This is a genomic window from Luteibacter sp. 621 (assembly GCF_050435445.1).
Taxonomy (GTDB): domain Bacteria; phylum Pseudomonadota; class Gammaproteobacteria; order Xanthomonadales; family Rhodanobacteraceae; genus Luteibacter.
Map to the genome: position 1 here is coordinate 82642 of NZ_JBNDKI010000007.1, position 26724 is coordinate 109365.

A 26724-nucleotide genomic window follows, 5' to 3' on the forward strand; every position below is an offset into this window, starting at 1 on the left:
GCGTTACGAGCGCAGGCCCACGCCGCGGCTGAGCAGGCGCAGTGCCACCGCTGTCAGGCCGACCACGAACACCAACATGACGACGAACGCGGTGACGATGGGCACATCGCTTACGCCGAGCACGCCAAAGCGGAACGCGTTCACCATGTACAGGATGGGGTTCACCAGCGAGATGCTGTGCCACGGCTCGCTCAGCAGGTCCACCGAATAGAACACGCCGCCCAGGTAGGTGAGCGGGGTAAGCACGAACGTAGGCACCAGAGCGATGTCATCAAACTTCTTGGCGAACACCGCGTTCACGAAGCCGGCCAGCGAGAACACCGTGGCGCCCAGCAGTACGGAGAAGAACGTGGTGAGCGGATGCGCCACGTGCAGGTCGGTGAAGAACAGCGCGATGGTGAGTACCAGCGCACCTACGATGATGCCGCGGGTGACCGCACCGGTGACATAGCCGAGCAGGATCACCCAGTTCGGCATGGGCGAGACCAGCATCTCTTCCACGAAACGGCCGAACTTGGCGCCGAAGAACGAGGAGGAGATGTTGCCGTAGCTGTTGGTGATGATGCTCATCATGACCAGGCCGGGCACGATGTACTGCATGTAGGTGAAGCCATGCATCGTACCGATGCGGCTGCCGATCAACTTGCCGAAGATGACGAAGTACAGCGTCATCGTGATGGCCGGCGGGATCAGTGTCTGCGTCCAGATGCGCATGATGCGCACGATTTCGCGGCGGACGATGGTGCCCAGGGCGACGAGATGCGTACTCATGCCACGTTCTCCCGGCCGTGCTCAACCAGGCGCACGAACAGTTCTTCGAGGCGGTTGGCCTTGTTGCGCATGGACGTGACAGTGATGCCATGAGCCGACAGGGCGGCGAACAGCGAGTTCAGGTCGTGCGCGCGGGACATCTCGGCTTCCAGGGTGTGGTCATCGATCACGCGCAGCGTGACGCCGGGCAGGGCGGGCAGGTCACCGCCCGTTCGGTTCACGTCCAGCACGAACGTTTCCACGTCCAGCGTGGAAAGCAGGCTCTTCATCGTGGTGTTCTTCACGATGCGGCCCTGGTCGATGATGGCGATATTGCGGCAGAGCTGTTCCGCTTCCTCAAGGTAGTGCGTAGTGAGGATCACGGTGGTGCCGGCGGCGTTGATGCCGCTGACGAACTGCCACATGGAGCGGCGGATTTCGATATCGACGCCCGCGGTGGGCTCGTCGAGGATCAGCAGCTTCGGCTCGTTCATCATCGCGCGGGCGATCATGAGCCGGCGCTTCATGCCGCCGGAGAGCATGCGTGCCTGGTGGTGCGCCTTGTCCCACAGGCGCAGCTCCTTCAGGTACTTCTCCGCGCGCTCGGTGGCCTCCGCGCGGCCAATGCCGTAGAAGCCGGCCTGGTTCACGCAGATATCGAACGGCTTTTCGAACTGGTTGAAGTTGATTTCCTGGGGCACCAGGCCGATGAGGCGCATGGCCTCGCTGCGGCGCTTGTGGATCGAGACGCCGAATACCTCGGCATCGCCCGATGAGGCGTTGACGAGCGACGACAGGATGCCGATCAGGGTGGACTTGCCGGCGCCGTTAGGGCCGAGCAGGGCGAAGAAATCCCCCGGCTCGACGGTGAGTGAAACCCCTTTGAGGGCTTCGACACCGTTACCGTAGGTCTTGCGTAAATCTTTGACGTGTAAGGCAGGAGTGGTCATGGGCTGCGCCGGGATGACAAGCCGCCTATTATACCGGGCTTTGCCGGGCGACCCTGTTCCCTGGCGTCAACAGAGACTTTCCATGGCCGAACAATTCCAGCTCCGCCTCGCCGATAGCTTCATGCTCGCCCCCTCGGTGCGGCACCTGGCGTTCGAGCGGGTGGATGGCCAGCCGCTGGCCTTCGTGCCGGGGCAGTTCCTCCAGGTCCATTTCCACTATGACGATGGCAAGGCCACCAAGCGCAGCTATTCGGTGGGTACCGTGGGCGACGGCGCGGGGCCGGTCCAGCGGATCGAGATCGCTGTTTCCTATGTGGAAGGCGGCGCGGCCACCGCGCTGCTGAGCGGCCTGGAAGAGGGCGGGAGCATTGATGCCAGCGGCCCCTATGGCCGGTTCTGCCTGATGGATGGCGACCAGAACAAGCGCTATATCCTGATCGCGACGGGCACGGGCGTGACCCCGTACCGGGCCATGCTGCCCCAGATCGAGGCCCTGATCGCTTCGCGCGGCTGCCGCTTCGTGCTGCTTTACGGCGCCCGTAACGAGACCGAGCTGCTCTACGGCGAGGAATTCGATGCCTTTGCCCGCAAGCACGAGGGGTTCGACTTCCACCCCTGCTTCAGCCGTGGCGCCCGCCCCAACCCACGCCCGCACGACCGCCTGGGCTACGTGCAGGACATGCTGGCTGAGCTGGAGCCCACCGCCGACCAGGATATCGCCTACCTGTGCGGCAACCCGAACATGGTGGATGCGGCGTTCGCGGCACTAAAGGAGCACGGCCTGGCTGTGCAGCACATCCGCCGCGAGAAATACATCAGCTCGCGCTAAACCAGCCGGCCGGCCTGTCAGCGCGAACGGCGTCCCGTCGGGAGCGGCCCCGGGCGGCATATACTCCCGCCCATGCACGCCAAGGCCGAAATCGCTCCGCTTTCCCCCGAGATGCGCCGCTATGCCGAGCTGGACCAGCGTCTGCTGGCCGCGGTGCGCAATATCCGGATCCTCCCCACGGTGTCCTGGCCGGCATCGGTGGAAGAGCGCCTTATCGAGGAGTTCGGCGCAGGTCGGCTCTCGTTGCCCGATATTCGCTACCACCGTCCCGAGTTGGGCGAGACCCGGCGCGAGCTCGAGGCGATCGAGGCCGAGGCCTGCGAGGACCATCCGATCGCCGAGTACCTGCGGCGCACGGCCGAATCCTGGCGGATCGCGACCCAGATGCTGGATGCCGCCGGCACCGACGGGGTGACCGAGGCCTCGGTGCTGCTCTATGGCCGCCCGGGTGACGCCATCCCCGGCAGCAGCCGGAGCAACCTGGATGCCGCGGCCTACTTTGTGAACCTGGCCGACGAGCTGGGCGCGGACCTGGAAACCGAGGATGCGGCCGGGCACATCAGCGCCGAAGAGCTGCGCCGGGACATGACGGCGAAGCTCGACGCGTTTTTCGCGCCGGGCACCATTGCCGTGGAAGTGGACCCGGAACTCACCGCGAAGGCGGCGGCCGGAGCCACCCGCATCCGCCTGCGTGGCGGCGCCCGCTTCACCGAATACGACCGCCACCAGCTGCTTGCCCATGAAGCCTTCGTGCACTCGCTTACGGCATTGAACGGCCGCGAACAGCCGGTGCTGGCCTCGCTGGCACGCACCTCGCCGCGGGTCACCGCCACCCAGGAAGGCCTGGCGGTGTTCGCCGAACTGATGTCCGGCGCCATCGATATCTCGCGCCTGAAGCGCATCAGCCTGCGCATCCTGGCCATCGACATGGCCATGAACGGCGCGGATTTCGTCGAGGTGTTCCGCTATTTCCGCGTGTGCGGGCAGAACGTCCCGGATAGCTTCCACTCGGCGCAGCGTGTATTTCGTGGCGTACCGCTCACCGGTGGATCCGCTTTTGCCAAGGACAACGTGTACCTGACCGGCCTGCTGGCGGTGCACACGTTCTTCCGCTGGGCGCTGCGTCAGCGCCGCCTGGATCTGCTGCGCAACCTGTTTGCCGGCAAGCTCGCACTACACGACGTGATGTCACTGGAGGCCCACTTCCAGAATGGCGACATTGCGTCGCCGCGTTACCTGCCGCCGTGGATGCAGCACGTGCACGGCCTGGCCGGCAAGTTGGCTTTCTCCCTGTTCGTGAACCACATCCACATGGCGGGTGTGGAGGCCGAGGAAATTTCCCTCGGCCTGTAAGCACGTCAGCGGATACGGAAGGGTTCGGGCGATTCCGCGAAGAACGGGCGCCAGTCGCAGGAAAGGCGCAGGCGGGCGTCGGTTGAGGCCGCATCCTTCGGGAGCACGATAGCCGCGCTTCCGCTATTGCCCAGGTCGCGCGCGATCACCTGCCAGCTCATCCCGCCATCGCGCGAAAGCGATGCGTCCAGAAAGTGGCAGGAAATGGGCTCAAGCGTAGTCCCTGCCGGGTCCCAGCGGATGCCCAGTGGCTGGCCTGCAATGCCATCGGGTACCGGCTCCATGGCAAAAGCGCGTCCTGTATCCACTACCTGCACACGGGTGTCTTCGCTGGCGACGGTAGCGGTTTCACCCGCGTTGTCGCGCACCGTCAGCCTGAACGCTAGCCAGCGCGAATCGGTGGGAAGCTGCGCGGCGAACTCCCGCCGGGCAAATGGCCCCGGTGCGGCCGACCGGAACCGTGGCTGCGGATCGATATCGTCCCAGGCATAGGAGAGACGGCGCCCGGGCGTGCCCGGCTCCACGACCGCATCCAGCCAGAACGGCGTGCGTGCCGGAATGACCATGGGCTCGGCCAGCGGTTCGGGATCGATCCACGGCGCGGCTGCGCCGACGACGTATTTCTTCGCGCAACGACCGCCACGTGAGGCAAGCCAGGTGCGTACCCGGGCGATGCTGGCGCCATCGAACGCCATGCACTGCCAGCAGCGATTCTCGCGAAACGGCGCGCCTAGCTGGTTGCCAAGCACCAGCAGGAAGTTAGCAAATGCGGCGTCGGGATCTGCACCACCACTCCATGCGGCGGCCTTGTGGGTGGCGAGGTAATCCGCATCCTGCGCATCGCTGCATGACGTCCCCGTGTCAGCTTCGCCGCCATCGAGGCTGAGCAAGGCGTGGCCCAGGTCGTACGCGGTGGCGGGCAGGCGGTGGTCGATGAGGTTCACGGCGGCCGTGCGCGGTTCACCGTGGCGCAGTGGATCGCCCTCGGTGTCGGCCACCATCAGTCGGTCGTTGTGCGCTGCCAGGGTGAGATGTACGCCAAGGTCGTTTTCGAGCACTTCGTTGGCCCGGTTCACGATGTGCACCACCGCACCCAGGGCCGCTTCCGGGGTGCCACCGTGGGCCGCGACGAACTGACTGCCGGCAGCCAGTGCCAGGCGGAATTCATACCTGACGTTGCCGGAGGACGATACGCCCAACGCGGGCGTTGCCGCGACCTGACGGGACGCTCGTGCCTGCCCGGCCCGGCTCGTGTCTTGCGCGGCCGTTGAAGGCTGCGCCAGGTCGGTTTGCCACCACTGGCCGTCCACCTGGCGGACGCTCAGCCGGGCGATGCCGCTGGCGTAGTCCAGCCGCGCGCCGCGCCCTGCCGCATCGTTGCCACGGAAGCTGCGCAGGGCAGGGAAGCGACGCAGGAGGTCGCGTGGCAACGTGCGCGAATCCATGAGGGTGAACGCTGATTTCGTCCCGTCACGCAGCGGTAGCGAGACGACGGCGCTGGCCTTGCCGTCGGCGGGCAGTGCAAACAGCCGGGCGCGCGCTTCGTCGAGCCCGTGGGTGGTGGCGGCGCACGGCCACGGAAGGAGCAGCAGGAGTGCGTATAAATGGCGTCGCATGGTGGCCTCTTGGCGTCTGTGGGAGGCGATCCAGCGTACGCAGGCGCACGGTTCCGCAATGCAGGTATGCAACCCGATGATGCGTAGGCCTTGCGTATCACAGCTTGTCGCAAAGCAACACACCGCGGCACATGGCGGGCGCTGGCGCGGTGTTAACATCGGGGTCTGCCGCGCGGCCGGGCCGCGCCCCTGCTACCTATCAGTCCCACAGGATCCCATGGCCATTTCAGAGGAACTGAGGCAAGCCGCCCTCGAGTACCACCGCCTTCCCCGTCCGGGCAAGATCAAGGTCACGCCGACCACGTCGCTGCTCACCCAGCGCGACCTGTCGCTCGCGTATTCGCCTGGCGTTGCCGCCGCGTGCGATGCCATCGTGGCCGATCCGCGTGAAGCCGCCGATCTCACCGCGCGCTCCAACCTGGTCGCGGTCATCACCAACGGCACAGCGGTGCTTGGCCTGGGCAACATCGGCGCACTGGCCAGCAAGCCGGTGATGGAAGGCAAGGGCGTACTGTTCCAGAAGTTCGCCGGCATCGATGTGTTCGATATCGAGATCAACGAAACCGATCCGGACAAGCTCGTCGATATCATCGCGAGCCTCGAGCCGACCTTCGGTGGCATCAACCTTGAAGACATCAAGGCGCCGGAATGCTTCGTCGTTGAGCGCAAGTTGCGCGAGCGCATGAAGATCCCGGTGTTCCACGACGATCAGCACGGCACCGCAATCATTGTCGGCGCGGCGGTCATCAACGCGCTGCTCGTCACCGGCAAGAAGATCGAGGACGTGAAGCTCGCGACCACCGGCATGGGCGCGGCAGGCATCTCCTGCGTCGACATGCTCGTGACGCTGGGCCTGAAGCCGGAAAACATCCTGGCATTCGATCGCGACGGCGTGCTGCACACCGGTCGTACCGACCTCGATCCGGACAAGCAGCGATATGCGCGCGATACCACCAAGCGCACGCTGGCCGAGATCGTCGAAGGCGCGGACATCTTCCTGGGCCTTTCTGCCGGCGGCATCCTGAAGCCGGAGATGGTCGCCACGATGGCCGACCGCCCGATCATCTTCGCCCTGGCCAACCCGAACCCGGAAATCCTTCCCGAAGACGCCAAGGCCGTGCGCCCGGACTGCATCATGGCGACGGGCCGTTCGGATTACCCGAACCAGGTGAACAACGCGCTGTGCTTCCCGTACCTGTTCCGCGGCGCGCTGGATGTCGGCGCATCGGTGATCAACGAACAGATGAAAGTGGCCTGCGTAAAGGCTATCGCCGAGCTGGCGCGCCGCGAAGCCTCCGATGTGAGCGCGCGCGCCTACGGCGGCAAGCCGCCGAGCTTTGGCCCTGAATACCTCATCCCGCAGCCGTTCGATCCGCGCCTGCTGATCCAGCTGCCGCCGGCGATCGCCCAGGCGGCCATGGATTCCGGCGTGGCAGAGCGCCCCATCGAGGATTTCCCGGCCTACATTGAGAAACTTACGAGTTTCGTGTTCCGCACGGGCCTGCTGATGAAGCCGGTGTTCGATCGCGCGAAGGCGGACCCGAAGCGCGTGGTCTATGCCGAAGGCGAGGAAGAAACCGTGCTGCGCGCGGTGCAGACCGTGGTCGATGAGGGCCTGGCTCGTCCCATTCTGGTGGGCCGCCCCGATGTCATCGAAAAGCGCATCGCGCGTGCCGGCCTGCGCCTGAAACCGGGTGTGGATTTCGAGATGTGCAACATCCACTCCGATCCGCGCTTCGAAGATTACTGGAAGCTTTACCACTCGATCATGGAACGCCGCGGTGTCACGCCGGCCTCCGCGAAGGCGGTGGTGCGTTCGCGTCCTACCGTGATCGCGGCCCTGATGGTCGAGCGCGGTGAAGCCGATGCCATGATCTGCGGCCTGGTGGGTACCTACCAGAGCAAACTCGATTACATCCGCGACATCATCGGCCTGGATGAAACCGTGTGCGAAGCCTCGGCCATGGCCGCCGTCGCGACGGACAAGGGCACGTTCTTCTTCCTTGATACGTACGTGCAGGAAGACCCGACCGCCGAGCAGATCGCCGAAGCGACCCTGCAGGCGTCGTTGCGCCTGAAGCTGTTCGGCATCCAGCCGAAGATCGCGCTGCTGTCGAACTCCAATTTCGGCAGCCGCGAAACACGCAACTCGCGCAAGATGCGCGAAGCGCTGAGCCTGATTCGCGAGCGCGTGCCCAAGCTGGAAGTGGAAGGTGAGATGCAGGCCGACGTGGCGCTCACCCCCGAGCTGCGCGAGCGGATCTTCCCGAACTCGCGCCTGGAGGGTAAGGCCAACGTGTTCGTGTTCCCGAACCTGGATGCGGCCAATACGGCCTACAACATGGTCCGCGTGCTGTGCGATGGCGTGGTGATCGGCCCGATCCTCATGGGCGTCGCCAAGCCGGCCCACATCCTCACCCCGCAGGCCACGGTCCGCCGGGTGGTGAACATGACCTCGGTCGCCTGCGTAGAGGCCCAGATCCGCGCGGGCGCCCCCAAGGTTCGCCAGCCATAAGTTATTGATCTACCTGTAGGAGCGGGGGGGGGGGGGGGGGGGGGGGCGGGCGCCCCCCCCCCCCCCCCCCGCCCGCGCGGGGGGGGGCGCCCCCCCCCCCCCCCCCCCCCCCCCCCCCCCCCCCCCCCCCCCCGCTCCTACAGGTGGCCTAACCCCGCGCCCACAAAACAGTTATGTCAATTTTGATCGATTCAGGTGGGCCGTACGGCCGCGTATGCCGGATCGATGCGATATCATCAGCAGGTTTTCCCGCACCCCAGCGGCTCTTTCAGTCCCCCATGTGCGCGCCAAGGGCGCAGCCGGAGCTTCCATGGACCAGATCGACGACGTGCTCAACCAGGACCTCGACCCCACCGAAACCCGGGAATGGGTCGAATCGCTTAACGCGGTCATCAACCACGATGGCACGGAACGCGCCCATTACCTCCTGGAGAAGATGGTCGATTCCACCCGTCGCGCGGGCGGCTACCTGCCGTTCGACCCGACCACGGAATACGTCAACACCATCCCGTCGCACATGGAAGCGCGCAGCCCGGGCGATGCCGCCATCGAATGGCGCATCCGCTCGCTGATCCGCTGGAACGCGCTGGCCACCGTGGTGCGCGCCAACCGCAAGCCGGGCGACCTGGGCGGCCACATCTCGAGCTTCGCCTCGTCGGCCACCCTGTACGACGTGGGCTTCAACCACTTCTGGCGCGCCCCGAGCGAAGACCACCCGGGCGACCTGATTTTCCACCAGGGCCATTCCGCCCCGGGCGTCTACGCGCGCTCCTTCCTCGAAGGCCGCCTCAGCGAAGACCAGATGGACCTCTTCCGCATGGAAGTGGCCGGCAAGGGCAAGGGCCTGTCGTCGTACCCGCACCCGTACCTCATGCCGGATTACTGGCAGGTGCCGACCGTCTCCATGGGCCTTGGCCCTATCCAGGCCATCTACCAGGCGCAGTTCTGGAAGTACCTGGAGCACCGTGGCCTCATTCCGAAGTCCGATCGCAAGATCTGGTGCTTCATGGGCGACGGTGAATCGGACGAGCCGGAATCGCTCGGCGCCATCGCGCTGGCCGGCCGCGAAGGCCTCGATAACCTTATCTTCGTGATCAACTGCAACCTGCAGCGCCTGGATGGCCCGGTGCGCGGCAACGGCAAGATCATCCAGGAGCTGGAAGGCGTGTTCCGTGGCGCCGGCTGGAACGCCATCAAGGTGGTGTGGGGCAGCTACTGGGATCCGCTCCTCGCCCGTGACACCTCGGGCAAGCTGCGCCAGCTCATGATGGAAACCGTCGATGGCGAGTACCAGGCCTGCAAGGCTTTCGGTGGCGCCTACACGCGTGAAAAGTTCTTCGGCAAGTACCCGGAGACGGCCGCGCTCGTCGCCAACATGTCCGATGACGACATTTGGCGCCTGAACCGCGGTGGCCACGATCCGCACAAGGTGTACGCCGCGTACCACGCCGCCGTGAACACCAAGGGCATGCCGACCGTGATCCTCGCCAAGACGGTGAAGGGCTACGGCATGGGCGCCGCTGGCGAATCGCAGAACCCGGCGCACAACCAGAAGAAGATGGACACCGACGCGATCCGCGCCTTCCGCGATCGCTTCAACATCCCGGTGTCCGACGACAAGCTGGAAGAAGTGCCGTACTACCACCCGGGCAAGGACTCGGAGGAAGTGCAGTACATGCTCGAGCGCCGCCGCGCACTTGGCGGTGCGCTGCCGCAGCGTCGCCGCAAGGCCGATAAGTCGTTCAGCGCACCGGCGCTGGAGGCCTTCGAGCAGATCACCAAGGGTACGGGCGATCGCGAGATCTCCACGACCATGGCGCTGGTCCGTGGCATGAACCTCATGCTGCGCGACAAGGAGCTGGGCCCGCGCATCGTGCCGATCGTGGCCGATGAAGCCCGCACCTTCGGCATGGAAGGCATGTTCCGCCAGATCGGTATCTATGCGCCGTTCGGCCAGAAGTACCGCCCGCAGGATGCCGACCAGCTGCTGTATTACCGTGAAGACCAGAAGGGCCAGGTGCTGCAGGAAGGCATCAGCGAAGCCGGCGGCATGAGCGCCTGGCTGGCCGCTGCCACCAGCTACAGCATCAGCAACGTGGCCATGCTGCCGTTCTTCATCTACTACTCGATGTTCGGCTTCCAGCGCATCGGCGACCTGTGCTGGGCCGCCGGCGACATGCGCGCGCGTGGCTTCCTCATCGGTGGCACCTCGGGCCGCACCACGCTGAACGGCGAAGGCCTGCAGCACGAAGATGGCCACTCGCACCTGCTCTCCGGTGCGATCCCGAACGTGGTCTCGTACGACCCGACCTTCTCCTACGAGCTGGCCGTCATCCTGCAGGATGGCACCCGCCGCATGATGCAGGAGCAGGAAGACGTTTATTACTACCTGACGGTGATGAACGAAAACTATGCCCACCCCGACATGCCCAAGGGCAGCGAGGAAGGCATCATCAAGGGCATGTACCTGTTCAAGGATGCGGGCAAGGCGAAGAAGAACGAGCCGCGCGTGCAGCTGTTGGGTTCGGGCACGATCCTGCGCGAAGTGATCGCCGCCGCCGAACTGCTGGAGAAGGATTTCGGCGTCAGCGCCGATATCTGGTCGGTGCCGAGCTTCTCGGAAGTCCGCCGCGATGGCTTCGATGCCGAGCGCTGGAACCGCCTGCATCCGGAATCGGAACAGCGCGTCCCGTACATCACCGGCCTGCTCGCCGATCGCCAGGGCCCGGCTATCGCGGCGACGGACTACGTTCGTGAGTTCGCCGACCAGGTGCGTGCGTTCATGCCGGACGGCATGCGTTACACGGTGCTGGGTACCGACGGCTACGGCCGCAGCGATACCCGCGCGAACCTGCGCAGCCATTTCGAAGTGGACCGCTACTGGATCGCCCACGCCGCCCTGGCCGCCCTCGCGAAGGACGGCAAGGTGAACGCGAAGGACGTCAGCCGCGCCATCAAGGAATACAAGCTGGACCAGGACAAGCCGAATCCGCTGTACGCATAAGAGAAAAGGGCGCTCCGGCGCCCTTTTTTTTGTCCAGCAGTTAGTGGATCCGGCGCAGGCATGCCCGCGCCCCGTAGGAGCGCGCTTGCGCGCGATCAGCGTACAAGGTGGTTACGCGGCCCGTACCAACATGCACCCACGTCACATCCCGTGCATGGAGTTCTGAGCGCGTTGCTGGTATTCCTGATCCCAGCTTTCCAGGAAACGCCGCCCATGCGCCACGCTCTGATTCCCCTGGCCACCCTGGCCCTTGCCGCCTGCGCCACGACGGGCGATCACCACGGTTCGCGCGAGCGTCTTGTGTACATTTCAGGGGAGAAAGCGCCGTGCAGCGTCGGCGTCATGAAAACCGAGTGCCTGCAATATCGCGAGCAACCGAACCAGCCGTGGCAGCTGAACTACGCGCCGGTGGAAAACTTTGACTGGAAGCCGGGCAACGAGTACCTGGTGAAGATCACCGAACTCGAAGTGAAGAATCCACCCGCCGATGCATCGCGCATCCACTGGCGCGTGGAGAAGATCGTGGAGCAGCACCCGGTGGATAAATCACCGGTGCCGTGAACGCAGAAAAAAAGGCCGGGATCGCTCCCGGCCTTCCCCTGTCCCTAGCGACAGGTTCAATCGTCGTCGCGCAGTGCGTGACGGATGAGCAGGAAGGTGCCGATGGCCGCGGCGGCGATCCCGATGGTGATGGCCGGGTTGCGGCGTACCTGTTTGCGCAGGCGGCGGTACTGGTAGGTCGCCTCGTCGGCGAAATCTTCCGCCATGTAGCGGAGCTTCTGGCCGTTGTTCTTGCGGGCGAACTTGTTAGTGACGCGGCGGGTGCGGTCAAGGAGATCGCGGCCGGTGTCGTAGGCTTCATCGCCGTAGTGGCGGACGCGACCCGATACACCGTTGACGGCGCTCTCGACCTGACGCGCGAATTCGCGGTTTCTGCTCATCGGATGGCTTCCTCTGCGGGCGTTACGGTTGGGTAACGACTTTGCTGGCCGGTCCGTGATTGCCGTGTAAACACCCGCGCCGCGGGTTGAGCGGCGTTCAGCGTTATCGCGGGGACGCGAACGCGTACTCCCCGCCACGTGCGAGCGCGGCCTGGAACGCGGGGCGCGCGTGGATCTTCTGCAGCCAGGCCCACAGGTGGGGGCGGGACGTATCCAGGCCGCCGCGGCTGGACGCGGCCTCGATCGGGAAGCTCATCTGGATATCGGCGGCGGTGAACTCCGTGCCGGCGAACCAGCCGGTCTTGCCGATTTCGCCTTCGAGGTAATCGAGGTGGGTTTTGAGCTGCGGATCCACGAAGGCCTTCTGGGCGCCCCGGGCGAGCATGCGGGCCACGGGCTTGGCGAAGAACGGCACCGGGGCCGTCTCCATGCGTACGAAGACGAGTTTGAGCAGCAGGGGCGGCATGGCCGAGCCCTCGGCGTAGTGCATGAAGTAGGTGAAGCGCAGGCTCTCTGGCGTGCCGGGCGCCGGCTTCAGGCGGCCGTTGCCGTAGCGATCAACAAGGTATTCCACGATCGCGCCGGATTCCGCGAGCACCAGGTCGCCATCGACCACGACGGGCGATTTGCCCAGCGGGTGGATGTCGCGCAGCGCCTTGGGGGCCAACATGGTCTTTGGGTCACGCTCGTAGCGCTTGATCTCGTAGGGCAGGCCAAGCTCCTCAAGCAGCCACAGCACGCGCTGGGACCGGGAGTTGTTCAGGTGGTGGACAACGATCATGGCGTGCTCGGAAGGAAAGGGCGCGCGCAGCGTACCAGTGCAGAACGTCCACATTCCATCGACGCCGGGGGAGTAGCGTCGGGAGCCTGCTCACTACAGGAGCCGTGCCATGAGCCGCGAAGCCGATACCGTTCACACCGACCAGGGGTCCATCCAGCGCCTGCAGGCGCTTGTGGGCGAACTAAGGGATAACGCCAAGGTACGGGTGCATCTGCGTGATGGATCGAGCATGACCGGTATCGTCGCAGTGGTACCCACCGTGCAGAACTTCGTCGATGCCGGAGGGGTGGAAGGCGTCAACGGCGTGGTGAAGTTGATCGACAACGACAAGCCGGATTGGTCGGCGATGGTGTCGCTGGACACCATCGCCCGGGTGGAGCACCTGGACAGCGTGGTTTACGGCACGTCGCAAACCTAAGCGCGCGTGCCTTGAGGTCGCGACTTACGACTTCAACGTATCTTCCAGCTTCTTCGTCTGCTCCGGGAACGCCTTGCCATCCGCGGCAACGGTCTGCGCAACCAGCTTCTTCGCCTCGTCATCGCGGTTGAGCGCGCGTAGCGCCTTCACCCGATACGTCGCGACGGCAAAGCGATTCGCGCCGTAAGCTTTCTTCGCGGCGGCTTCCAGGTAAGGCAAGCCATCCGCCGCCTTTCCGCTTTCCACCAGCCGGCGGCCATAGCGATAGTTGTAGACGTAGTCTTCCGGATAGGCGGCGATCAGCTGCTTCTCCAGCGTATCCAGCTCATCGCCGGCCTTGGCGCGGACGAGGTACACGCGAAGGTTATCCGCCGCATTGCGATCGCTCTTCAGATCGCCGTGCAGTTTGGCCTTGCTGGAATCGACGCCTTTGCGAAGCACGGCCTGTTCGGCCGCCGTATCGCCAATCGCCGCATCCAGGTCGGCGCCAGTGAGTACTGAGCTGCGTTCATCGGCGCACGCGGGGGAAGGCGAGAAAACCTGCGTGGACAGGAACTGGTCGTAAGTCACCTTCTGCGGGCTGAGCAGGGCCTTCCGGGCGTCAGGCGCTTGCGATTCGGTGGCACCGATCAGGTCATCGAGCACATAGGCGCGGTCGCAACCGATGTCACTCGCGAGCAGCTTGGTGGCCGCATCGCTGATACCCGCATTGTCCTTGTTGGCCTTGGCCTGCAGGAGCAACAAGCGCTGCTTCGCCACGGCAACACGCTTGTCCTTGTCCGATACGTTGCGAACCATCGGCGGCAATGTGTCGAACCAGGCCATGCCTTCGGTGCCGGCGTAGCGAAGGTTGTAGGTCTCAAGCACCTCGGCCACGGCGGCCATGGATCCCTTCGTGGCGTCCGCCTTCAGCTTCGAAAGCTTCGCGTCGCCCGAGAGGATGCCGTTGATCTCGGGGTAGAACTTGTCGCGTGGGCGCTCGGCGAGGATGCGACCCAGCTCTTCGCCATCCGGGCCAATCGCGACGTACGTGGGCAGGAAATGCACCGTCCACTTTTTCATGTAGGCCTGGTCGGCCGGCTTATCCGCGTCGGCTTCGTAGAACACTACCTTCTTCGAAAGGTCGTCCCATTCCTTGCCGTTGAGCACGTGGCTGGCCATGAAGTAGCACGAGTAACACCACACCGCCTGGAAATCGACAAGGACCGGTTTGTGCTCGCGCTTGCCCTGGGCAAGGGCGGCATCGAGACTGGCAGGACCTTCGTGCGCTGCCCACGCGGGTGCGGTGGCGGCGAGCAGGGCGGCGGCGAGCACGTACTTCATGACGAACTTCCCCTTGGCGGTATAGACGTCCATGTCATACCACGTTTCTTGAGCCGTGTCAGATCGTGCTGCTGGCGCCCTCGACCGGCTCGGGGTCCTCGACCAGGCCCTGGCGGTGGCGCAAGGAGGGGAACCACCACATCCAAAGGCCCACCACCACCAGGGTGCCGATGCCGCCGATCAGGGTGGCGTTGACCGCTCCCAGGGCGGCGGCAAGGATGCCGGACTCGAACTCGCCCAGCTGGTTGGAGGTATTGATGAAGATGGCATTGACCGCGCTGACACGCCCGCGCATGTCGTCGGGCGTATCCAGTTGCACCAGGGCGCCGCGGATCACCATGCTGACCATGTCGAACGCGCCGAGGGCGAACAGCGCACCCATGGAGAGCCATAGCGAGGTCGATACGGCGAACACCAGCGTGGCCACCCCGAAGCCCGCGACGGACGCGAACATGATCGGGCCCACGCGTCGCTTCAGGCTATGCGACGACAGCCAGATCGACATCAGCAGGGCCCCGACCGCCGGTGCCGCGCGGAGCAGGCCCAGGCCCCAGGGGCCGGTATGCAGGATGTCCTTGGCGAAGATGGGAAGAAGGGCGGTGGCACCGCCCAACAGCACGGCGAACAGGTCGAGCGAGATCACGCCCAGCACGGCCGGCCGGCTGCGGATGAAATGGACGCCCGCGAAGAGGCTCTTCAGCGTGGCCGGTTCGCGGCGCGGCGGCGCGTGGTCGTAGCGCAGGCGCGACATGAAGACGAGCGCACCGAGGTAAAGGAATGCGGAAACGCCATACACGACCGCAGGGCCGGCCACGTAAAGCAGACCACCAAGCGCCGGTCCCGCGATCATGGCCGCCTGGCCCGCGGCCGCGCTCGCGGCAGTAGCCCTTGGCAGGATGGAGAGCGGCACCAGCGCAGGCAGCATCGACTGCATCGCCGGGAATTCAAACGCCTTGGCGACACCCACGACGAAGACCAGGGCGAGGATGCCGGCTTCGTTAATATGGCCGCTGTAGGTGAAGGCCGCCAGCAGGGCGATGGCCAGCCACTCAATCGCCTGGCATGTGCGGACGATACGCCGGCGATCAAACTGGTCGGCGACATGGCCGGCGGGGAGCGCGAGCAGCACCGAAGGGATGAACTGCACAAGGCCGATCAGGCCCAGGTCGAGCGCGCGGCCGGTGATCGAGTAGATCTGCCAGCCCACGGCGACAGACATCATCTGGAAGCCGAAGCTTGAAGCGTTCTTCGCGAACCAGAACTGGATGAACGCCGGATAGCGGAGGAGGGAAGTCTCTTGGGAAGTCGACGACATGGGGCGTCCTTGGGGCGTCCGCCGATTTTACGCCCGTTTTATGCCATGCCTTGCCAGTAGCGCCATTCGCGCGCGAAGCTACGGCCTTTCATGCCGGGAATCGCAATATCATGCGCCGTATCGCAGCCATCATCGCCCTTACCGCGCTTGCCAGCGCGTGTTCCCAGCAGCCCGATCAGCAAGCCGCTCAACAGCAGGCTCCCGCCGAGGATGCAAACGCCGAGGCAGCGAAGAAGCTGGAGACCTACAACCAGCTGTTGAAGCTGCATAACGATGGCCTTGCGGTGCAGGCCGGGCACGAGATCCTCGACAAGTATCCGGATTCGCCCGCGGCGGCCGAGGTGAAGAAGACGCTCGATCCCATGGAAAAGGCGTTCAAGGAAACCACCGAAAAGAACCGCCTGGCCGCGCTGTGGCTGTACCAGGTGTCGCCCATGCAGGGCGGTACGCAGAGCACGGCTACCATCCAGTCATCGCGCCCCACGGGTGAGGAGCAGGTGCGCCTGATCCTGCGCCGGCATACGGATTGGGGCCAGAGCGTGTTCCTCTATGCCGTGGCCGGCAAGGGCTTCGTCTGCAAGGGGGATTGCTCGCTCAAGGCCAGCTTCGATGGCAAGGCGAAGGTGATCAAGGCGTTCCGTCCGCCGACCGGCGAACCGGCGTTGCTGTTCCGGAACGATGCCCAGTTCCTGAAAGACCTGGCTGGCACCAGGCGCCTGGAAATCAACGTCGTGACCGTGTCGCGCGGCGAGACCACGCTGGTGTTCGAAACCGGAGGGTACGACTCGGCGAAGTGGCAGGATCTGCCGAAGAAGAAAAAATAACCGCGTTCGGGTGATCGCGTGCAAGCACGCTCCTACGAGGCCCTGCGCAGGTCTTGTGGCGTGATCGCGCGCAAACGCGCTCCTACAAGAGCCTGCGCAGTGCTTGTGTAGGAGCGCGCTCGCGCGCGATGCTTTTCCCTAATGCAGGAAAAGCTTTTCGGTAATCCGCGTAAGCGGCTTTTCAAGGAAGTTGTTCACCCGCGCCGGTAGATCCAGCGGCCGCAGAAGCATCTTCACCGTCATCTCCGCCGGGATATGCCGCTTCAACATGCCTTCTGCCTTGGTCGTCACGCGGCGGAATTCCGCATCGTCGTGGGCCTTGTCCGGGTAGCGCGTGTTGAACACGTGGCGCAGCGCGATATCGCTGTCCTCGTTCTTGATCTCGCTCAGGCGCTTGAGCAGCGTACGCAACGTGCTGAACCGGCTGATCCGGTCGCGCTCGCGGTAAATGCGGAACGCCTGGTAGAAGTGCTTGTAGTGCCGCACCTCATCGCTCTTGATGCGGTTGGTGAGGTCGCGCAATACCGGCTCGTCCGTCACATCGTTGAGCGCACGGTAGAGGCTGGCCGTGCCGGTCTCTACCACGCAGCGCGCGGCCAGCTCCAGGCCACGGTTGGGCTCCAGCTCTTCGGCCGTACAGACCGAGCCGTAATGGGCGAAGAACGCCTTGAACCCGGTATCCCAATCGAACTCGGGCCATACATGGCGCACGTAGGCCGCCAGCGCGCGACCGTGCTGGAGCTCTTCGTGTTCCCAGTGGTCGCGCAGCCACCCCTGGAGTTCATCGTCGCCCGCGAAATGGTCGACGAGGTTGTGCGTGTAAAGGTCAGAGCCGCTTTCGACGAACGACGAGCTGCACAGTAGAAAAAAAAGGTCTTCGTTTTCCCGGACTTTCGAGACGTCGATCTGCGAAAAGTCCAATGATTCGAGCGTCCATGGCAAGGTGGCAACGTAGCTCACTGCTGGTGTTCCTCGATCGCTTATCCAGGTCGCCCTCTGGGGGGCGTCTGACCGAATTGTGACAAAGCCACGGCAACGTGGCTATTGGATCAAAATGCCGCGGGCCCTAGCGGACCACCGTGACCGGCACCCGGGCCTTGGCCAGGACATCCGTGGAGGTGGATCCGACCAGCCAGCGGGCCAGGGCACCCCGCTCGGTGTGGCCGATCACGATGTGGTCGGCCCCGTTCTGGGCCACATAGGTGAGCAACGCATCCCCCGGGCTGCCGTGGACAAGCTGCACATCGACCTCGACCCCAGGGCTGGCCTTGAGCCCGGCAAGCTCCGCCTGGATGGCGGCCAGGCGCTCGCGGGCGTTGTCCGCCATCATCAGGGCGGCGGTATCGGCGCCGTTTTCCATCTGGTAGACCGAAACCACCGAGACCCGGGCGCCGGAGCAGGCCCCCAGTTCCAGGGCGAAAAGGTAGGCGCGGCGGGCCGTTTCCGAGCCGTCGTACCCCACGAGGACATGCTTGGGCATGGTGGCGCTCCCTGTTTCATGAGACTTGGGCTGATGTTAGGCCGGTGGCGCGTTCGCGGCGAGTGGATTCACGGCCGGTCCACCAAACCGTTTCATTCCTGAACAGCCCGACGGGGCCTCCGTGTTTCTTCACATTCGTGAGTGGAGAATCCCTCCACCGCAGTTCCTGCCACCAAACACACACGGAGAACCCCAATGATCAAGCGCATTACCGGAATGGCTGTCCTGGCTCTGGCGGCAGCAGGGGCTTTCGCGGCCCAGCCGGCCCAGGCGGCGGAAGCGGCGACCAAGTGCCACATGACGTTCAGCACCTCGGGCTGGGCGGCGATCTACAAGAAGGCCGACGGCCGCGGCCACGTGCGCTGCGATAACGGCCAGAGCGCCGACGTGATCATCCACGTCCGCGGCGGTGGCCTCACCGCCGGCAAGTTCAGCATCGAAGGTGGCAAGGGCGAGTTCACCAACGTCAAGGGCATCAGCGAGATCTACGGCTCGTATGCCAGCGGCGGTGCCAATGCCGGCGTGGTCAAGAGCGCCGAGAGCGCCGCCATGACCAAGGGCGAAGTCTCGCTGGCCGTCACCGGTACGGGCCGCGGCTTCAACCTCGGTGTCGACCTGAGCAGCTTCGAGATCGAGCGCCTGAAGTAATCGATCAGGCTTGCGCGTGATCCAGGGGCGCCCCGGAACGGGCGCCCCTTTTTGTTGCCAGCCCCATCGCGCGCAAGCGCGCTCCTGCAACAGCCGGGCGGCGTCGCAACCTTTGCGGTGCGGCGAGTACACTCACGCGATCCCACCCACTGAGGTTGCCTCCCCATGCGCCGTTTCCTTAGCCTCGTCGCCCTCTGCCTCGTCACCGCCACGGCCTGGGCCGCTGCCCCCGTCGAAGGCGACAAGGCCCCCGATTTCAAGCTGCAGGACCAGAATGGCAAGTGGCACACCCTGGATACCGAAAAGGGCCAGTGGCTGGTGCTCTACTTCTACCCGAAGGATTTTACGGCCGGCTGCACCACCGAGGTGTGCACCTACCGTGATGACACGGCCAAGCTGCACAAGGCCGGCGCCCAGGTGCTGGGTGTGAGCCTCGATGACGTGAAGTCGCACGCCGAGTTCGCCGCGAAGTACCACGTGCCGTTCCCGCTGTTGTCCGATGCCGACAGCGCCGTCGCCACGTCGTATGGCGTGCTCACCGAAAAGATGGGCATGAAGTACGCCCGTCGCGAAACCTTCCTGATCGATCCCAGCGGCAAGATCGTCAAGGTGTACAAGGACGTGGACCCGGAAAAGAACTCCGGCCAGGTGCTTGCTGACATCGCCGCCCTGAAGGCCAAGGGCGCCTGAGCGTGTTCGAAGCTAAAAAGGGCCCGGGCCAGGGCCGTCCGTTCGCGCCCTGGCGCATCGTCGTGTGGCTGGAGATGTTGCTGGCCGCCGTGGGTTTCGTAATCAACGGCTATGCGGCCGTCGTGATCGGCCAGGCGGTGATCGCCATGTCCGATGCCGTCGCCGCCGATATGAACCCGAAGATCGCCCTGGCCTGGTCTATCGGCTATGCCGTGGCCGCTTTCATCACCATGGCCATCGCGCTTTCCACGCTGCGCTGGCGCGAACGCGCCCGTGGCGTGATGCGGGTCATCGCTGTCCTGCTTGCCGTCTGGGCCGCGTGGACCGCGTGGATCGCGTTCGGCCAATGGCAACAACTGGGCGTGGTGCTGGGCCAGGCCGGGCTTCCGCCCGACCTGCTCGCTGCGGGTACCAAGCATCGCAACATCCTGTTCGTCGGCTTGCTGCTGAAGGCGGTGTCGGTACCGGTGTTGGCGTGGCTATCGTGGGTGCTGGGTACGCTGCGGGTTCGCCAGCAGTTCGCCGCCCCCATCCTGTGATGGTTCAGCGGGCATTCGCCCGGCCAGCGGTATCGAAGGGCTTTCGACCTGGACCGCCGATGACCGCACGCCTGTTCGCCCTGGCTGTCGCCGCCTGCTTTGCGGGCGGCGCGGCTGCCCAGGACCTGGGCACCACCTGCAACCTGGCCAGTACGTACGACCTCACGGTACGCCCCGACAGCCTGTCCTTCGACCGCGCCGACGTGGCCCCGAAGAGTGTGCGCATGCACGACGGCAGCCTCAGCACCGATGGGCGCGCCGTGACATTGCGGCCCGATGAGCAGGATCGGGTCTCCCTGTTCGAGGCCAATGTCCGTGCCCTGCTGCCCAAGGTGAAAGGTATCGCCAGCGATGGTGTGGATATCGCCGCCCGGGCCGTACGCCAGGAAGCGGCCACTGCCGCCCCGGGTGCGGCGGCCAGTGGTGAGCTGGACCGGGTGCTTAATGCCCGTGTGGCCGACATCAAGCGCCGTATCGCCGCCAGCCAGAGCACCCGCGACTGGCAGGAGGACGCCATGCGCGAATATGCCCAGGAAATCGTCTCGGACATCATGCCGTTGCTTACCCAGGACGTGGGTAGCGAGGCCATGCAGCTGGCCATGAACGGCGACTTGCAGGGCGCCGCGGATCTGCGTGACCGGGTCAGCTCGGTGTCCACGGGGGCCCAGGGCAGGGTGGCCGCCAAGGTCACGGCGGCCCTCAGGCCGCGAGTGCAGGCCCTCTGCCCGCAGGTTCGCCAGCTCGGAGAACTGCAGTCGGGCCTTCATGACGCCTCGGGTCGCCCCCTACTCCTGTTGGAGACCGGTGGATGACCGGCGGATAACCCGCCCGCGTCTCCGTTTAGGGGAGGCTAAGTCCGGCAGCGCTAACGTTTCACCATGGAACGCAGTTCGATCCGAGTCGTGAATGGCCTCATCCGCCGAGTCATTGCGGATCGTGACCTGTATGAACAGGCGGCCCGGGGCGTGCGGGAGCCCGGCCTGAAAGCGATCCTCAAAGAATCGGCCGAGTCCCTCACCACCATCGCCGGCGACCTGCAGGCATCGGTGGAGGCCACCGGCGGCCGGCCTGCCCGCGCTGGGGGACCCATGAGCGGTGTTCGCCGCACCATGATGGAAGCCTCGGTCAAGCTCTCCAGCGATCCCGATGTCACCTACATCCGCACCCTGGAACAGATGGAGCGCCGCCTGCTCGATGTCTTCCTGCGCCTCGAGGCCTCCTCAAGCGATCGCGCCATCATCGGCCGGCACATCGCCCGCCTGCGCCTGCTGCACCTGGATATGACCAACCTGGGTGGCGCCACCGGCCGCTGACCCGTCGCATCGTCCGTGTTCCCATTTACGTAAACGTGCCTGTTTACGTAAAACTGTAGGAGCGTGCTTGCACGCGAAAAGCCAACGAAGCGGTTAAGCCGCAGCCCGCAGCTCTCTCAACGCCCGATGCAACCCCGCATCCGCCGTCACCCTCACGGGAACGGGCGCAATCAACGTCTCCCGATCAGCAAAGAAATTCGCGAACGCGATCGCATCCGCTTCATCTTCGCGCACGCCAATCTGCGTGCCGTCGCGAAAGATACCCCAGGCATTACCGAGGGCGGCGATGTGATATTCGATGAATTGCCCGCTCATATGCTTGAATCCTTTGTGCGCTCGTTACAGCATCACGAGCGCCGCAGGCAAAAGAAATCAGACTAGTCTGAAAAATCGCCGCAATCGTTGAGGCGATTCGTAGGTGATCGTCGTCACGTCATGCATTAGCGGCATGTTTGCCGTGAGAGGTATGCGTTTGCGCTACTCTCCGCGCTCTCCACGCATTGGGCTCACGGAGGGCAGCCGAATCCATGCATCTGCGAACGATCATTGCCGACGATCATCCGGTCGTACTCATGGGTACGCGTGCGGCCCTGGAGGCTGCCGGCATCGAAGTCATTGGCGAGGCCGCCAATGGCGACCACTTGCTCGACCTGCTGGCGACGCGTCCATGCGATGTCATTGTCACGGACTTCTCGATGCCGGGTGGTCGGCATGGGGATGGTTTGCTGCTCCTGGATACGATTCGTCGTCGTTATCCGCGCCTGCCCATCGTGGTCCTCACCATGGTTACGAACACGGCGGTGCTGCAGACCATGCGTGCCCGCGGAGCATCGTGCCTGTGTGACAAGCGTGCGCCGTTGCGTGAAGTGGCCGTAGCCATTCGCCACGCCGTCGCGGGGCGGACCTTCCTGAGCGACACCATCCGGCAGCAGTTCGATGAGTACTACGTGGAGAACCCACTGTCCGACGTGCATCTTTCCGCGCGCGAGATCGAAGTGGTCCGGCTTTATGTGGGCGGCATGTCGATCACCCAGATCGCCGACCGCCTGAGCCGCAGCGTGAAAACGGTGAGCCGGCAGAAGCGCGATGCGATGCGCAAGCTGGGCATCGACCACGATAGCCGCCTTTCCGAGTACGCCCGGGAGCGCGGCCTCGCGTCCTGACCCTGCCGGAAGTCAGGGGGTGACCATCTGCCCATGCAATCGGGCCTGGGTAGGCTTAAACCATAGGGGCGCCGCGGGCATCAGAGCCAGCGACCACCTTGGGGAGAAGGACCATGCGCCACCTGTTCGCCACTGCCGGCCTCGCCGCCGCCCTCGCGCTCAGCGCCGGCGCCGCCAACGCTTCGGGCAACTTCAACTTCAGCACGGATAGCTGCAACCACGATTACGCCACCCCCTACGACGTGGATGTGACCCCGGCGGGGCTCAGCTTCCACCGCACGGACGGTACCCCGGCAAAGATCTTCCTGCACGATGGCGCGCTCAAGGTGGATGGCCGCGATGTGGCGGTATCCGCCGGCGATGCGCAGGCCCTGCGCCGCTACGAGGATACGGTACGCAAGTTGATCCCCGAGGTCGCCGCGGTGTCCCGTGCTGGCGTCTCCATGGGCTTCGACGCCATGACCACGGTGACCATGACCTTTGCCGACGCCGACCAGCGCGAGGCCATCCTGGCCAAGCTGAAGCGCAAGCAGGCACAGGCGCTGAAGGAGATCGACGAGGGGGTGGGTAGCGGCCACTGGTCGTCCGACCGCATGACCGAGACAGTGGCGGGATCGGTCTCCGATTCCGTGGGCGAACTGGTGGGTTCGGTGACCTCTAGTGCGGTGTCGGCGGCGCTGTCCGGCGATAGCACCAAGGTCGAAGCGCTCACCGCCAGGGCCAACGCACTGGACAAGAGCCTTAACCGTGAAATGGACAAGCGCTCGAAGGATCTGGAAGCGCGGGCCAATGGCATTTGCCCGCGCCTGAACGACCTGGCGGACCTTCAGATGGGCTGGAAGATCCGCCTGCCGGATGGCAAGCCGCTCGAGCTGATGACGATCAAGCCGAAGGAAAAGGACGGCAAGAACGTCGCTAGCTTCTGACCCGGCCGATCCATGCCACCACGTTGCGCACCGTATCGTCGTAGAAGGTGCGGTACATCTCTTCGCTGACGTAGCCGATATGTGGCGTGGCGAGCACGTTGGGCAGGCGGCGGAAGGGATGGTCGGCGGCGAGCGGTTCGGGATCGTAGACATCGATCGCCGCACCCGCCAGCTTCCCATGCGTTAGCGCGTCCACCAGTGCGGCCTCATCGACGATGGGGCCGCGCGATGTGTTCACGAGCCGTGCCGTGGGCTTCATCAACGCCAGCTGCACGGCGCCAACAAGCCCGAGCGTGCGCTCGCTGAGGCGTACGTGGATGCTGAGCACATCGGCGCGTGCGAAAAGTACATCCTTCTCTACGCGTTCGACACCGTGTTCTGCAGCCCCTTCGGTTGTGAGGTTCTGGCTCCAGGCGATCACCTTCATGCCGAAGGCCTGGCCAATGCGCGCGACCGCAGAACCGATGCGCCCAAGCCCTAGCAGGCCAAGGGTCTTTCCCGCGAGCTCTACGCCCAGGCCCTGCTGCCATCCCCCGGCACGGACCGACGCCGTCTCGTTGGCGAGGTTGCGCGCCAGGCCGAGGATCGCCGCCCAGGTGAACTCGATCGTCGGCGTCGATGCGTAGTTCGTGTGGACGACCTCAACGTGACGCGTGGCCGCAGCGTCCAGATCGATAGACGCGTTAGCACGGCCGGTCGAGGCAATGAGTTTGAGGCGGGGAAGGGCACCTATGAGGGATGCCGTCATGGCAGTTCGCTCCCGCATCACGCAGACGACATCGAACGGGGCAAGCCGGCGGGCCAGTTCCGCTTCGTCATCGATGTGGTCGTGGAACACGACCACATCCGCAAGGGCATCGACGGGCGACCAGTCAGCCATCTGCCTTGCGACGTGCTGGTAATCATCCAGTACCGCGACGCGGATTCGCTCGTTCATGGTCCGGCTCCTTCAGCGCTTGGGCTGGATGAGATCCCAGCCATTGCCGTAGAGGTCTTCGAACACGACCACGCTGCCATACACTTCGTGGCGCGGTTCCTCGCGGAAGTGCACGCCGTGCGCGAGCATGTGCGCATGGTCCCCTGCGAAGTCGTCCGTCTCGAGGAACAGAAAAACGCGGCCGCCACCCTGCTTGCCCACATGCGCGCGCTGTTCATCGTTGATAGCGCGTGCCAACAGCAACCGCGTACCCTGCGCACCACGCGGCGCAACCGTTACCCAGCGCTTGCCATCGCCCTGCGGCGTATCTTCGATAAGGTCGAAGCGAAGCGCCTTCGTGAAGAAGGCGATGGCGTCGTCGTAGTCGTGGACAAGGAACGCGATAGCGCCGAGTGTGGGCATGGGGGGCTCCGTGGGGACATCGAAGATGCCATTATGCGCCAGCTCGCCGCAGTGCATTCGCCGTCCATGCAAGTCGTTTGCGTTGCACCCACCGATCGGGAAACGCGGCGTTGCCCAATAGGCAACGCCATTTTCCTTGTGCAGGCAACGCGTTGCGGTAACGATGAGCGCTAGCTTCAACGATTAACCGACTGATGCAACTCGCTGCACCTGTAGAACCCCGCCTCGGCTTCCTCGTCGATCCCAATGGACTGTCGGCGACGTGCCGCTCCGATGCTTTCCTGAGCCGCACACTGGCAACGCTAAGGGCGCGCGAGGCGCTCGATGTGCTCGACTACCCCGGTAGCGCGGGCACGTCGCCCATGCTGGTGGCCTATGGCGCCGCCGAGGCGGACTGGGGCCTTCTTCTGAGGGAGTGCCCCGAGCGCGTGGACCGAACGCGCCGCGCACCGGTGGCGACACTGTGTGCGTTGCTGGCCAAGCTGGCGGATCAACGTGACTTTGCCGGTGCGGTATTTGCCGAGGTGGCGCTGGCGCTCAGGGCCGCGCATGCGCCCAGCCGGGTCGATACGGCCGCCTGGCGCGTGCCTGGGGGCCTTGCCCCGTGGCAGAGCGAACGGGCGATGACATGGATGGAGGAGCGACTCGATGCCGCGTTCACTTCTGCGGAAGTTGCAGCGCTTTTTGGTATGTCGGCGGGACACTTCACGCGCGCGTTTCGAATTACCCAAGGCATTTCGCCACGGCAATGGATCCTGCAGCGTCGTGTGGAACGCGCCAAGACGCTGCTGCCTGATACGAGTGTCTCGCTCACTGATGTGGCGTTGATCTGTGGCTTCTCGGAACAAAGCCACTTCACCCGCGTATTCGCCCGATTGGTGGGTATGCCGCCCGGAGCGTGGCGCAGGCGGCTGCACCACGCTTAAGGCCGGTTGCGATCAGAAGCCTTCCAGCACCAGCTTGCCGCGCGCCCGCCCGCTTTCGACCAGCGCGTGGGCCTTGCGCAGGTTCTCGGCCGTGATCTTGCCCATGTGCTCGCCGAGGGTGGTCTTGAGCGTGCCGTCGTCGATCAGCTTCGCGACGTTCGTAAGGATCTCGTGCTGGCGGATCATGTCCTTCGTCTCGAACAATGAGCGGGTAAACATCAGCTCCCAGTGCAGCGAGATGGCCTTGCGCTTCAGCGGCACCACATCCAGTACGTCGGGGTCATCGATCAGGCCCAGCTTCCCTTGCGGCGCGAGCGCTTCGATCAGCTGCGGATAATGCGAGGCCGTGTGGGTCAGGCCTGCCACGTAGCGAACCTGCGGCACGCCGGCCGCGCGGAGGCCTTCAAGTAGCGGCTGGCTGTGATCGATCACGTCGTGAGCACCCAGTTCACGTACCCATTCGCGGGTATCCGCACGGGAAGCGGTGCCAATCACACGCAATGTCGTCAGGCGCGACGCCAGCTGGGTCAGGATGGAGCCGACACCGCCAGCGGCGCCGACGATAAGCAATTCGCCCTCGTCATCGGGCTTCACCTCCAGCCGATCGAACAGAAGTTCCCAGGCGGTGAGCGAAGTGAGCGGCAACGCAGCTGCGTCGCCAAACGAGAGTGATGTCGGCTTCAGGGCGGCGATGCGCTCGTCGACCAGGCCAAACTCGGCGTAGGAGCCGGGGCGCGCGATGGATCCGGCGTACCAGACCTCGTCGCCCGGCTTGAACAGGGTGACCTCCGGGCCAACGGCTTCCACGACGCCGGCGGCGTCCCAGCCGAGGATGCGCGGTGTCTCCGTGGGGCTGCCCCGGCGTAGCTTGGTATCGACAGGGTTCACCGAGACGGCGTGGATGCGGACCAGCAGATCGCGCGGGCCTGGCACCGGTTTGGGGAGCTCCATCTCGACGAGCGAATGCGGGTCGGTGGCGGGCAGGCCGTGCTGGGTATAGACGATGGCTTTCATGAAGGGTCCTTGGGGTGGCCAGGCATGCAGCATCGGCCCTCGACGTTTCCGGAAAAAGCCATAGAAT

Annotated in this window: 28 protein-coding genes; 15 read left to right on the plus strand and 13 right to left on the minus strand. The window is 64.8% G+C overall.

Features of this window, described 5'->3' with window-relative positions:
- Positions 1–3: 3 nt before the first annotated feature.
- Positions 4–771 carry an ABC transporter permease gene (locus ABIE56_RS09810; protein WP_429243629.1) on the minus strand — a complete coding sequence of 256 codons (768 nt, stop codon included), beginning with the start codon at positions 769–771 and terminating at the stop codon, positions 4–6.
- Positions 768–1700 carry an ABC transporter ATP-binding protein gene (locus ABIE56_RS09815; RefSeq protein WP_429243630.1) on the minus strand — a complete coding sequence of 311 codons (933 nt, stop codon included), beginning with the start codon at positions 1698–1700 and terminating at the stop codon, positions 768–770. The genes ABIE56_RS09810 and ABIE56_RS09815 overlap by 4 nt, the downstream gene beginning before the upstream one ends.
- A gap of 82 nt (positions 1701–1782) precedes the next feature.
- Between ABIE56_RS09815 and ABIE56_RS09820 the strand changes: the two genes are divergently transcribed.
- Complete coding sequence (locus ABIE56_RS09820; protein ID WP_429243631.1) at positions 1783–2529, plus strand: FAD-binding oxidoreductase; 747 nt, start codon at positions 1783–1785, stop codon at positions 2527–2529.
- Between the two features lie 72 nt (positions 2530–2601).
- The gene (locus ABIE56_RS09825) at positions 2602–3882 is read left to right on the plus strand and encodes a flavohemoglobin expression-modulating QEGLA motif protein (protein WP_429243632.1); all 1281 of its coding nucleotides are present in this window, start codon (positions 2602–2604) and stop codon (positions 3880–3882) included.
- A 5-nt stretch (positions 3883–3887) separates the two neighbouring features.
- On the opposite strand, the gene ABIE56_RS09830 is transcribed toward ABIE56_RS09825, so the two are convergent.
- A complete protein-coding gene (locus ABIE56_RS09830) occupies positions 3888–5498 on the minus strand; it encodes a reprolysin-like metallopeptidase (RefSeq protein WP_429243633.1) in 1611 nt (536 codons plus the stop codon).
- A gap of 217 nt (positions 5499–5715) precedes the next feature.
- On the opposite strand from ABIE56_RS09830, the gene ABIE56_RS09835 reads away from it, so the two are divergent.
- The 3 genes from ABIE56_RS09835 (at position 5716) to ABIE56_RS09845 (ending at position 11578) form a co-directional block, all read left to right on the plus strand.
- On the plus strand, positions 5716–8013 hold the full coding sequence (locus tag ABIE56_RS09835) for an NADP-dependent malic enzyme (protein WP_429243634.1): 2298 nt from the start codon (positions 5716–5718) through the stop codon (positions 8011–8013).
- A gap of 310 nt (positions 8014–8323) precedes the next feature.
- On the plus strand, positions 8324–11017 hold the full coding sequence (gene aceE / locus ABIE56_RS09840; protein ID WP_429243635.1) for a pyruvate dehydrogenase (acetyl-transferring), homodimeric type: 2694 nt from the start codon (positions 8324–8326) through the stop codon (positions 11015–11017).
- A 213-nt stretch (positions 11018–11230) separates the two neighbouring features.
- Positions 11231–11578: a DUF4377 domain-containing protein gene (locus ABIE56_RS09845; RefSeq protein WP_429243636.1), complete on the plus strand. Its 348-nt coding sequence runs from the start codon at positions 11231–11233 to the stop codon at positions 11576–11578.
- Positions 11579–11634: 56 nt separating this feature from the next.
- On the opposite strand, the gene ABIE56_RS09850 is transcribed toward ABIE56_RS09845, so the two are convergent.
- Together ABIE56_RS09850 and ABIE56_RS09855 are read right to left on the minus strand one after the other, a co-directional pair.
- On the minus strand, positions 11635–11958 hold the full coding sequence (locus tag ABIE56_RS09850; protein WP_429243637.1) for a hypothetical protein: 324 nt from the start codon (positions 11956–11958) through the stop codon (positions 11635–11637).
- A gap of 103 nt (positions 11959–12061) precedes the next feature.
- Positions 12062–12739 (minus strand): glutathione S-transferase, encoded by a 678-nt coding sequence (locus ABIE56_RS09855; protein ID WP_429243638.1) that lies wholly within the window; start codon positions 12737–12739, stop codon positions 12062–12064.
- 109 nt (positions 12740–12848) lie between these two features.
- On the opposite strand from ABIE56_RS09855, the gene ABIE56_RS09860 reads away from it, so the two are divergent.
- Positions 12849–13157 carry a DUF3247 family protein gene (locus ABIE56_RS09860; protein WP_429243639.1) on the plus strand — a complete coding sequence of 103 codons (309 nt, stop codon included), beginning with the start codon at positions 12849–12851 and terminating at the stop codon, positions 13155–13157.
- A gap of 24 nt (positions 13158–13181) precedes the next feature.
- Here ABIE56_RS09860 and ABIE56_RS09865 read toward each other — a convergent pair whose 3' ends face one another.
- Together ABIE56_RS09865 and ABIE56_RS09870 are read right to left on the minus strand one after the other, a co-directional pair.
- The gene (locus tag ABIE56_RS09865; protein WP_429243640.1) at positions 13182–14513 is read right to left on the minus strand and encodes a thioredoxin family protein; all 1332 of its coding nucleotides are present in this window, start codon (positions 14511–14513) and stop codon (positions 13182–13184) included.
- 25 nt (positions 14514–14538) lie between these two features.
- The gene (locus tag ABIE56_RS09870; RefSeq protein WP_429243641.1) at positions 14539–15795 is read right to left on the minus strand and encodes an MFS transporter; all 1257 of its coding nucleotides are present in this window, start codon (positions 15793–15795) and stop codon (positions 14539–14541) included.
- A 110-nt stretch (positions 15796–15905) separates the two neighbouring features.
- Between ABIE56_RS09870 and ABIE56_RS09875 the strand changes: the two genes are divergently transcribed.
- Positions 15906–16619, plus strand: coding sequence for a hypothetical protein (locus ABIE56_RS09875; protein ID WP_429243642.1), 714 nt, complete (start codon positions 15906–15908; stop codon positions 16617–16619).
- Positions 16620–16757: 138 nt separating this feature from the next.
- Here ABIE56_RS09875 and ABIE56_RS09880 read toward each other — a convergent pair whose 3' ends face one another.
- Together ABIE56_RS09880 and ABIE56_RS09885 are read right to left on the minus strand one after the other, a co-directional pair.
- A complete protein-coding gene (locus ABIE56_RS09880; RefSeq protein WP_429243643.1) occupies positions 16758–17579 on the minus strand; it encodes a ferritin-like domain-containing protein in 822 nt (273 codons plus the stop codon).
- A gap of 106 nt (positions 17580–17685) precedes the next feature.
- Positions 17686–18099, minus strand: coding sequence for a universal stress protein (locus tag ABIE56_RS09885; RefSeq protein ID WP_429243644.1), 414 nt, complete (start codon positions 18097–18099; stop codon positions 17686–17688).
- Positions 18100–18294: 195 nt separating this feature from the next.
- Here ABIE56_RS09885 and ABIE56_RS09890 point away from each other — a divergent pair, with 195 nt between their 5' ends.
- The 5 genes from ABIE56_RS09890 (at position 18295) to ABIE56_RS09910 (ending at position 21289) form a co-directional block, all read left to right on the plus strand.
- On the plus strand, positions 18295–18747 hold the full coding sequence (locus tag ABIE56_RS09890) for a hypothetical protein (RefSeq protein WP_247432453.1): 453 nt from the start codon (positions 18295–18297) through the stop codon (positions 18745–18747).
- Between the two features lie 165 nt (positions 18748–18912).
- On the plus strand, positions 18913–19437 hold the full coding sequence (locus tag ABIE56_RS09895; RefSeq protein ID WP_429243645.1) for a peroxiredoxin: 525 nt from the start codon (positions 18913–18915) through the stop codon (positions 19435–19437).
- A 2-nt stretch (positions 19438–19439) separates the two neighbouring features.
- Entirely contained in the window at positions 19440–19976 is a 537-nt protein-coding gene (locus ABIE56_RS09900; protein ID WP_429243646.1) for a hypothetical protein, read from the plus strand.
- A 59-nt stretch (positions 19977–20035) separates the two neighbouring features.
- Positions 20036–20788 carry a DUF2884 family protein gene (locus ABIE56_RS09905; protein WP_429243647.1) on the plus strand — a complete coding sequence of 251 codons (753 nt, stop codon included), beginning with the start codon at positions 20036–20038 and terminating at the stop codon, positions 20786–20788.
- A 66-nt stretch (positions 20789–20854) separates the two neighbouring features.
- A complete protein-coding gene (locus ABIE56_RS09910; RefSeq protein WP_429243648.1) occupies positions 20855–21289 on the plus strand; it encodes a PA2169 family four-helix-bundle protein in 435 nt (144 codons plus the stop codon).
- A gap of 93 nt (positions 21290–21382) precedes the next feature.
- Here the strand turns inward: ABIE56_RS09910 and ABIE56_RS09915 are convergent, their stop codons facing one another.
- On the minus strand, positions 21383–21604 hold the full coding sequence (locus ABIE56_RS09915) for a hypothetical protein (protein WP_429243649.1): 222 nt from the start codon (positions 21602–21604) through the stop codon (positions 21383–21385).
- A gap of 212 nt (positions 21605–21816) precedes the next feature.
- On the opposite strand from ABIE56_RS09915, the gene ABIE56_RS09920 reads away from it, so the two are divergent.
- Both ABIE56_RS09920 and ABIE56_RS09925 read left to right on the plus strand, forming a co-directional pair.
- The gene (locus ABIE56_RS09920) at positions 21817–22452 is read left to right on the plus strand and encodes a response regulator (RefSeq protein ID WP_429243650.1); all 636 of its coding nucleotides are present in this window, start codon (positions 21817–21819) and stop codon (positions 22450–22452) included.
- A gap of 113 nt (positions 22453–22565) precedes the next feature.
- Entirely contained in the window at positions 22566–23378 is an 813-nt protein-coding gene (locus ABIE56_RS09925) for a DUF2884 family protein (protein WP_429243651.1), read from the plus strand.
- On the opposite strand, the gene ABIE56_RS09930 is transcribed toward ABIE56_RS09925, so the two are convergent.
- The gene (locus ABIE56_RS09930; protein ID WP_429243652.1) at positions 23368–24315 is read right to left on the minus strand and encodes a D-2-hydroxyacid dehydrogenase family protein; all 948 of its coding nucleotides are present in this window, start codon (positions 24313–24315) and stop codon (positions 23368–23370) included. The genes ABIE56_RS09925 and ABIE56_RS09930 overlap by 11 nt on opposite strands.
- Positions 24316–24327: 12 nt before the next feature.
- Positions 24328–24717 (minus strand): VOC family protein, encoded by a 390-nt coding sequence (locus ABIE56_RS09935; protein ID WP_429243653.1) that lies wholly within the window; start codon positions 24715–24717, stop codon positions 24328–24330.
- Between the two features lie 194 nt (positions 24718–24911).
- Here ABIE56_RS09935 and ABIE56_RS09940 point away from each other — a divergent pair, with 194 nt between their 5' ends.
- Entirely contained in the window at positions 24912–25643 is a 732-nt protein-coding gene (locus ABIE56_RS09940; protein WP_429243654.1) for a helix-turn-helix transcriptional regulator, read from the plus strand.
- Between the two features lie 12 nt (positions 25644–25655).
- Here ABIE56_RS09940 and ABIE56_RS09945 read toward each other — a convergent pair whose 3' ends face one another.
- Complete coding sequence (locus tag ABIE56_RS09945) at positions 25656–26657, minus strand: zinc-binding alcohol dehydrogenase family protein (protein ID WP_429243655.1); 1002 nt, start codon at positions 26655–26657, stop codon at positions 25656–25658.
- Positions 26658–26724 lie beyond the last annotated feature (67 nt).

Coding starts and splice junctions, on each gene's coding strand:
- ABIE56_RS09885 (WP_429243644.1), bottom strand. CDS start 18,099: ATGCCCAAGCATGTCCTCGTGGGGTACGACGGCTCGGAAACGGCCCGC.
- ABIE56_RS09875 (WP_429243642.1), top strand. CDS start 15,906: ATGCGCCGTATCGCAGCCATCATCGCCCTTACCGCGCTTGCCAGCGCG.
- ABIE56_RS09815 (WP_429243630.1), bottom strand. CDS start 1,700: ATGACCACTCCTGCCTTACACGTCAAAGATTTACGCAAGACCTACGGT.
- ABIE56_RS09820 (WP_429243631.1), top strand. CDS start 1,783: ATGGCCGAACAATTCCAGCTCCGCCTCGCCGATAGCTTCATGCTCGCC.
- ABIE56_RS09855 (WP_429243638.1), bottom strand. CDS start 12,739: ATGATCGTTGTCCACCACCTGAACAACTCCCGGTCCCAGCGCGTGCTG.
- ABIE56_RS09850 (WP_429243637.1), bottom strand. CDS start 11,958: ATGAGCAGAAACCGCGAATTCGCGCGTCAGGTCGAGAGCGCCGTCAAC.
- ABIE56_RS09920 (WP_429243650.1), top strand. CDS start 21,817: ATGCATCTGCGAACGATCATTGCCGACGATCATCCGGTCGTACTCATG.
- ABIE56_RS09940 (WP_429243654.1), top strand. CDS start 24,912: ATGCAACTCGCTGCACCTGTAGAACCCCGCCTCGGCTTCCTCGTCGAT.
- ABIE56_RS09835 (WP_429243634.1), top strand. CDS start 5,716: ATGGCCATTTCAGAGGAACTGAGGCAAGCCGCCCTCGAGTACCACCGC.
- ABIE56_RS09910 (WP_429243648.1), top strand. CDS start 20,855: ATGGAACGCAGTTCGATCCGAGTCGTGAATGGCCTCATCCGCCGAGTC.
- ABIE56_RS09845 (WP_429243636.1), top strand. CDS start 11,231: ATGCGCCACGCTCTGATTCCCCTGGCCACCCTGGCCCTTGCCGCCTGC.
- ABIE56_RS09860 (WP_429243639.1), top strand. CDS start 12,849: ATGAGCCGCGAAGCCGATACCGTTCACACCGACCAGGGGTCCATCCAG.
- ABIE56_RS09945 (WP_429243655.1), bottom strand. CDS start 26,657: ATGAAAGCCATCGTCTATACCCAGCACGGCCTGCCCGCCACCGACCCG.
- aceE (WP_429243635.1), top strand. CDS start 8,324: ATGGACCAGATCGACGACGTGCTCAACCAGGACCTCGACCCCACCGAA.
- ABIE56_RS09895 (WP_429243645.1), top strand. CDS start 18,913: ATGCGCCGTTTCCTTAGCCTCGTCGCCCTCTGCCTCGTCACCGCCACG.
- ABIE56_RS09890 (WP_247432453.1), top strand. CDS start 18,295: ATGATCAAGCGCATTACCGGAATGGCTGTCCTGGCTCTGGCGGCAGCA.
- ABIE56_RS09925 (WP_429243651.1), top strand. CDS start 22,566: ATGCGCCACCTGTTCGCCACTGCCGGCCTCGCCGCCGCCCTCGCGCTC.
- ABIE56_RS09825 (WP_429243632.1), top strand. CDS start 2,602: ATGCACGCCAAGGCCGAAATCGCTCCGCTTTCCCCCGAGATGCGCCGC.
- ABIE56_RS09935 (WP_429243653.1), bottom strand. CDS start 24,717: ATGCCCACACTCGGCGCTATCGCGTTCCTTGTCCACGACTACGACGAC.
- ABIE56_RS09870 (WP_429243641.1), bottom strand. CDS start 15,795: ATGTCGTCGACTTCCCAAGAGACTTCCCTCCTCCGCTATCCGGCGTTC.
- ABIE56_RS09915 (WP_429243649.1), bottom strand. CDS start 21,604: ATGAGCGGGCAATTCATCGAATATCACATCGCCGCCCTCGGTAATGCC.
- ABIE56_RS09930 (WP_429243652.1), bottom strand. CDS start 24,315: ATGAACGAGCGAATCCGCGTCGCGGTACTGGATGATTACCAGCACGTC.
- ABIE56_RS09905 (WP_429243647.1), top strand. CDS start 20,036: ATGACCGCACGCCTGTTCGCCCTGGCTGTCGCCGCCTGCTTTGCGGGC.
- ABIE56_RS09810 (WP_429243629.1), bottom strand. CDS start 771: ATGAGTACGCATCTCGTCGCCCTGGGCACCATCGTCCGCCGCGAAATC.
- ABIE56_RS09830 (WP_429243633.1), bottom strand. CDS start 5,498: ATGCGACGCCATTTATACGCACTCCTGCTGCTCCTTCCGTGGCCGTGC.
- ABIE56_RS09865 (WP_429243640.1), bottom strand. CDS start 14,513: ATGGACGTCTATACCGCCAAGGGGAAGTTCGTCATGAAGTACGTGCTC.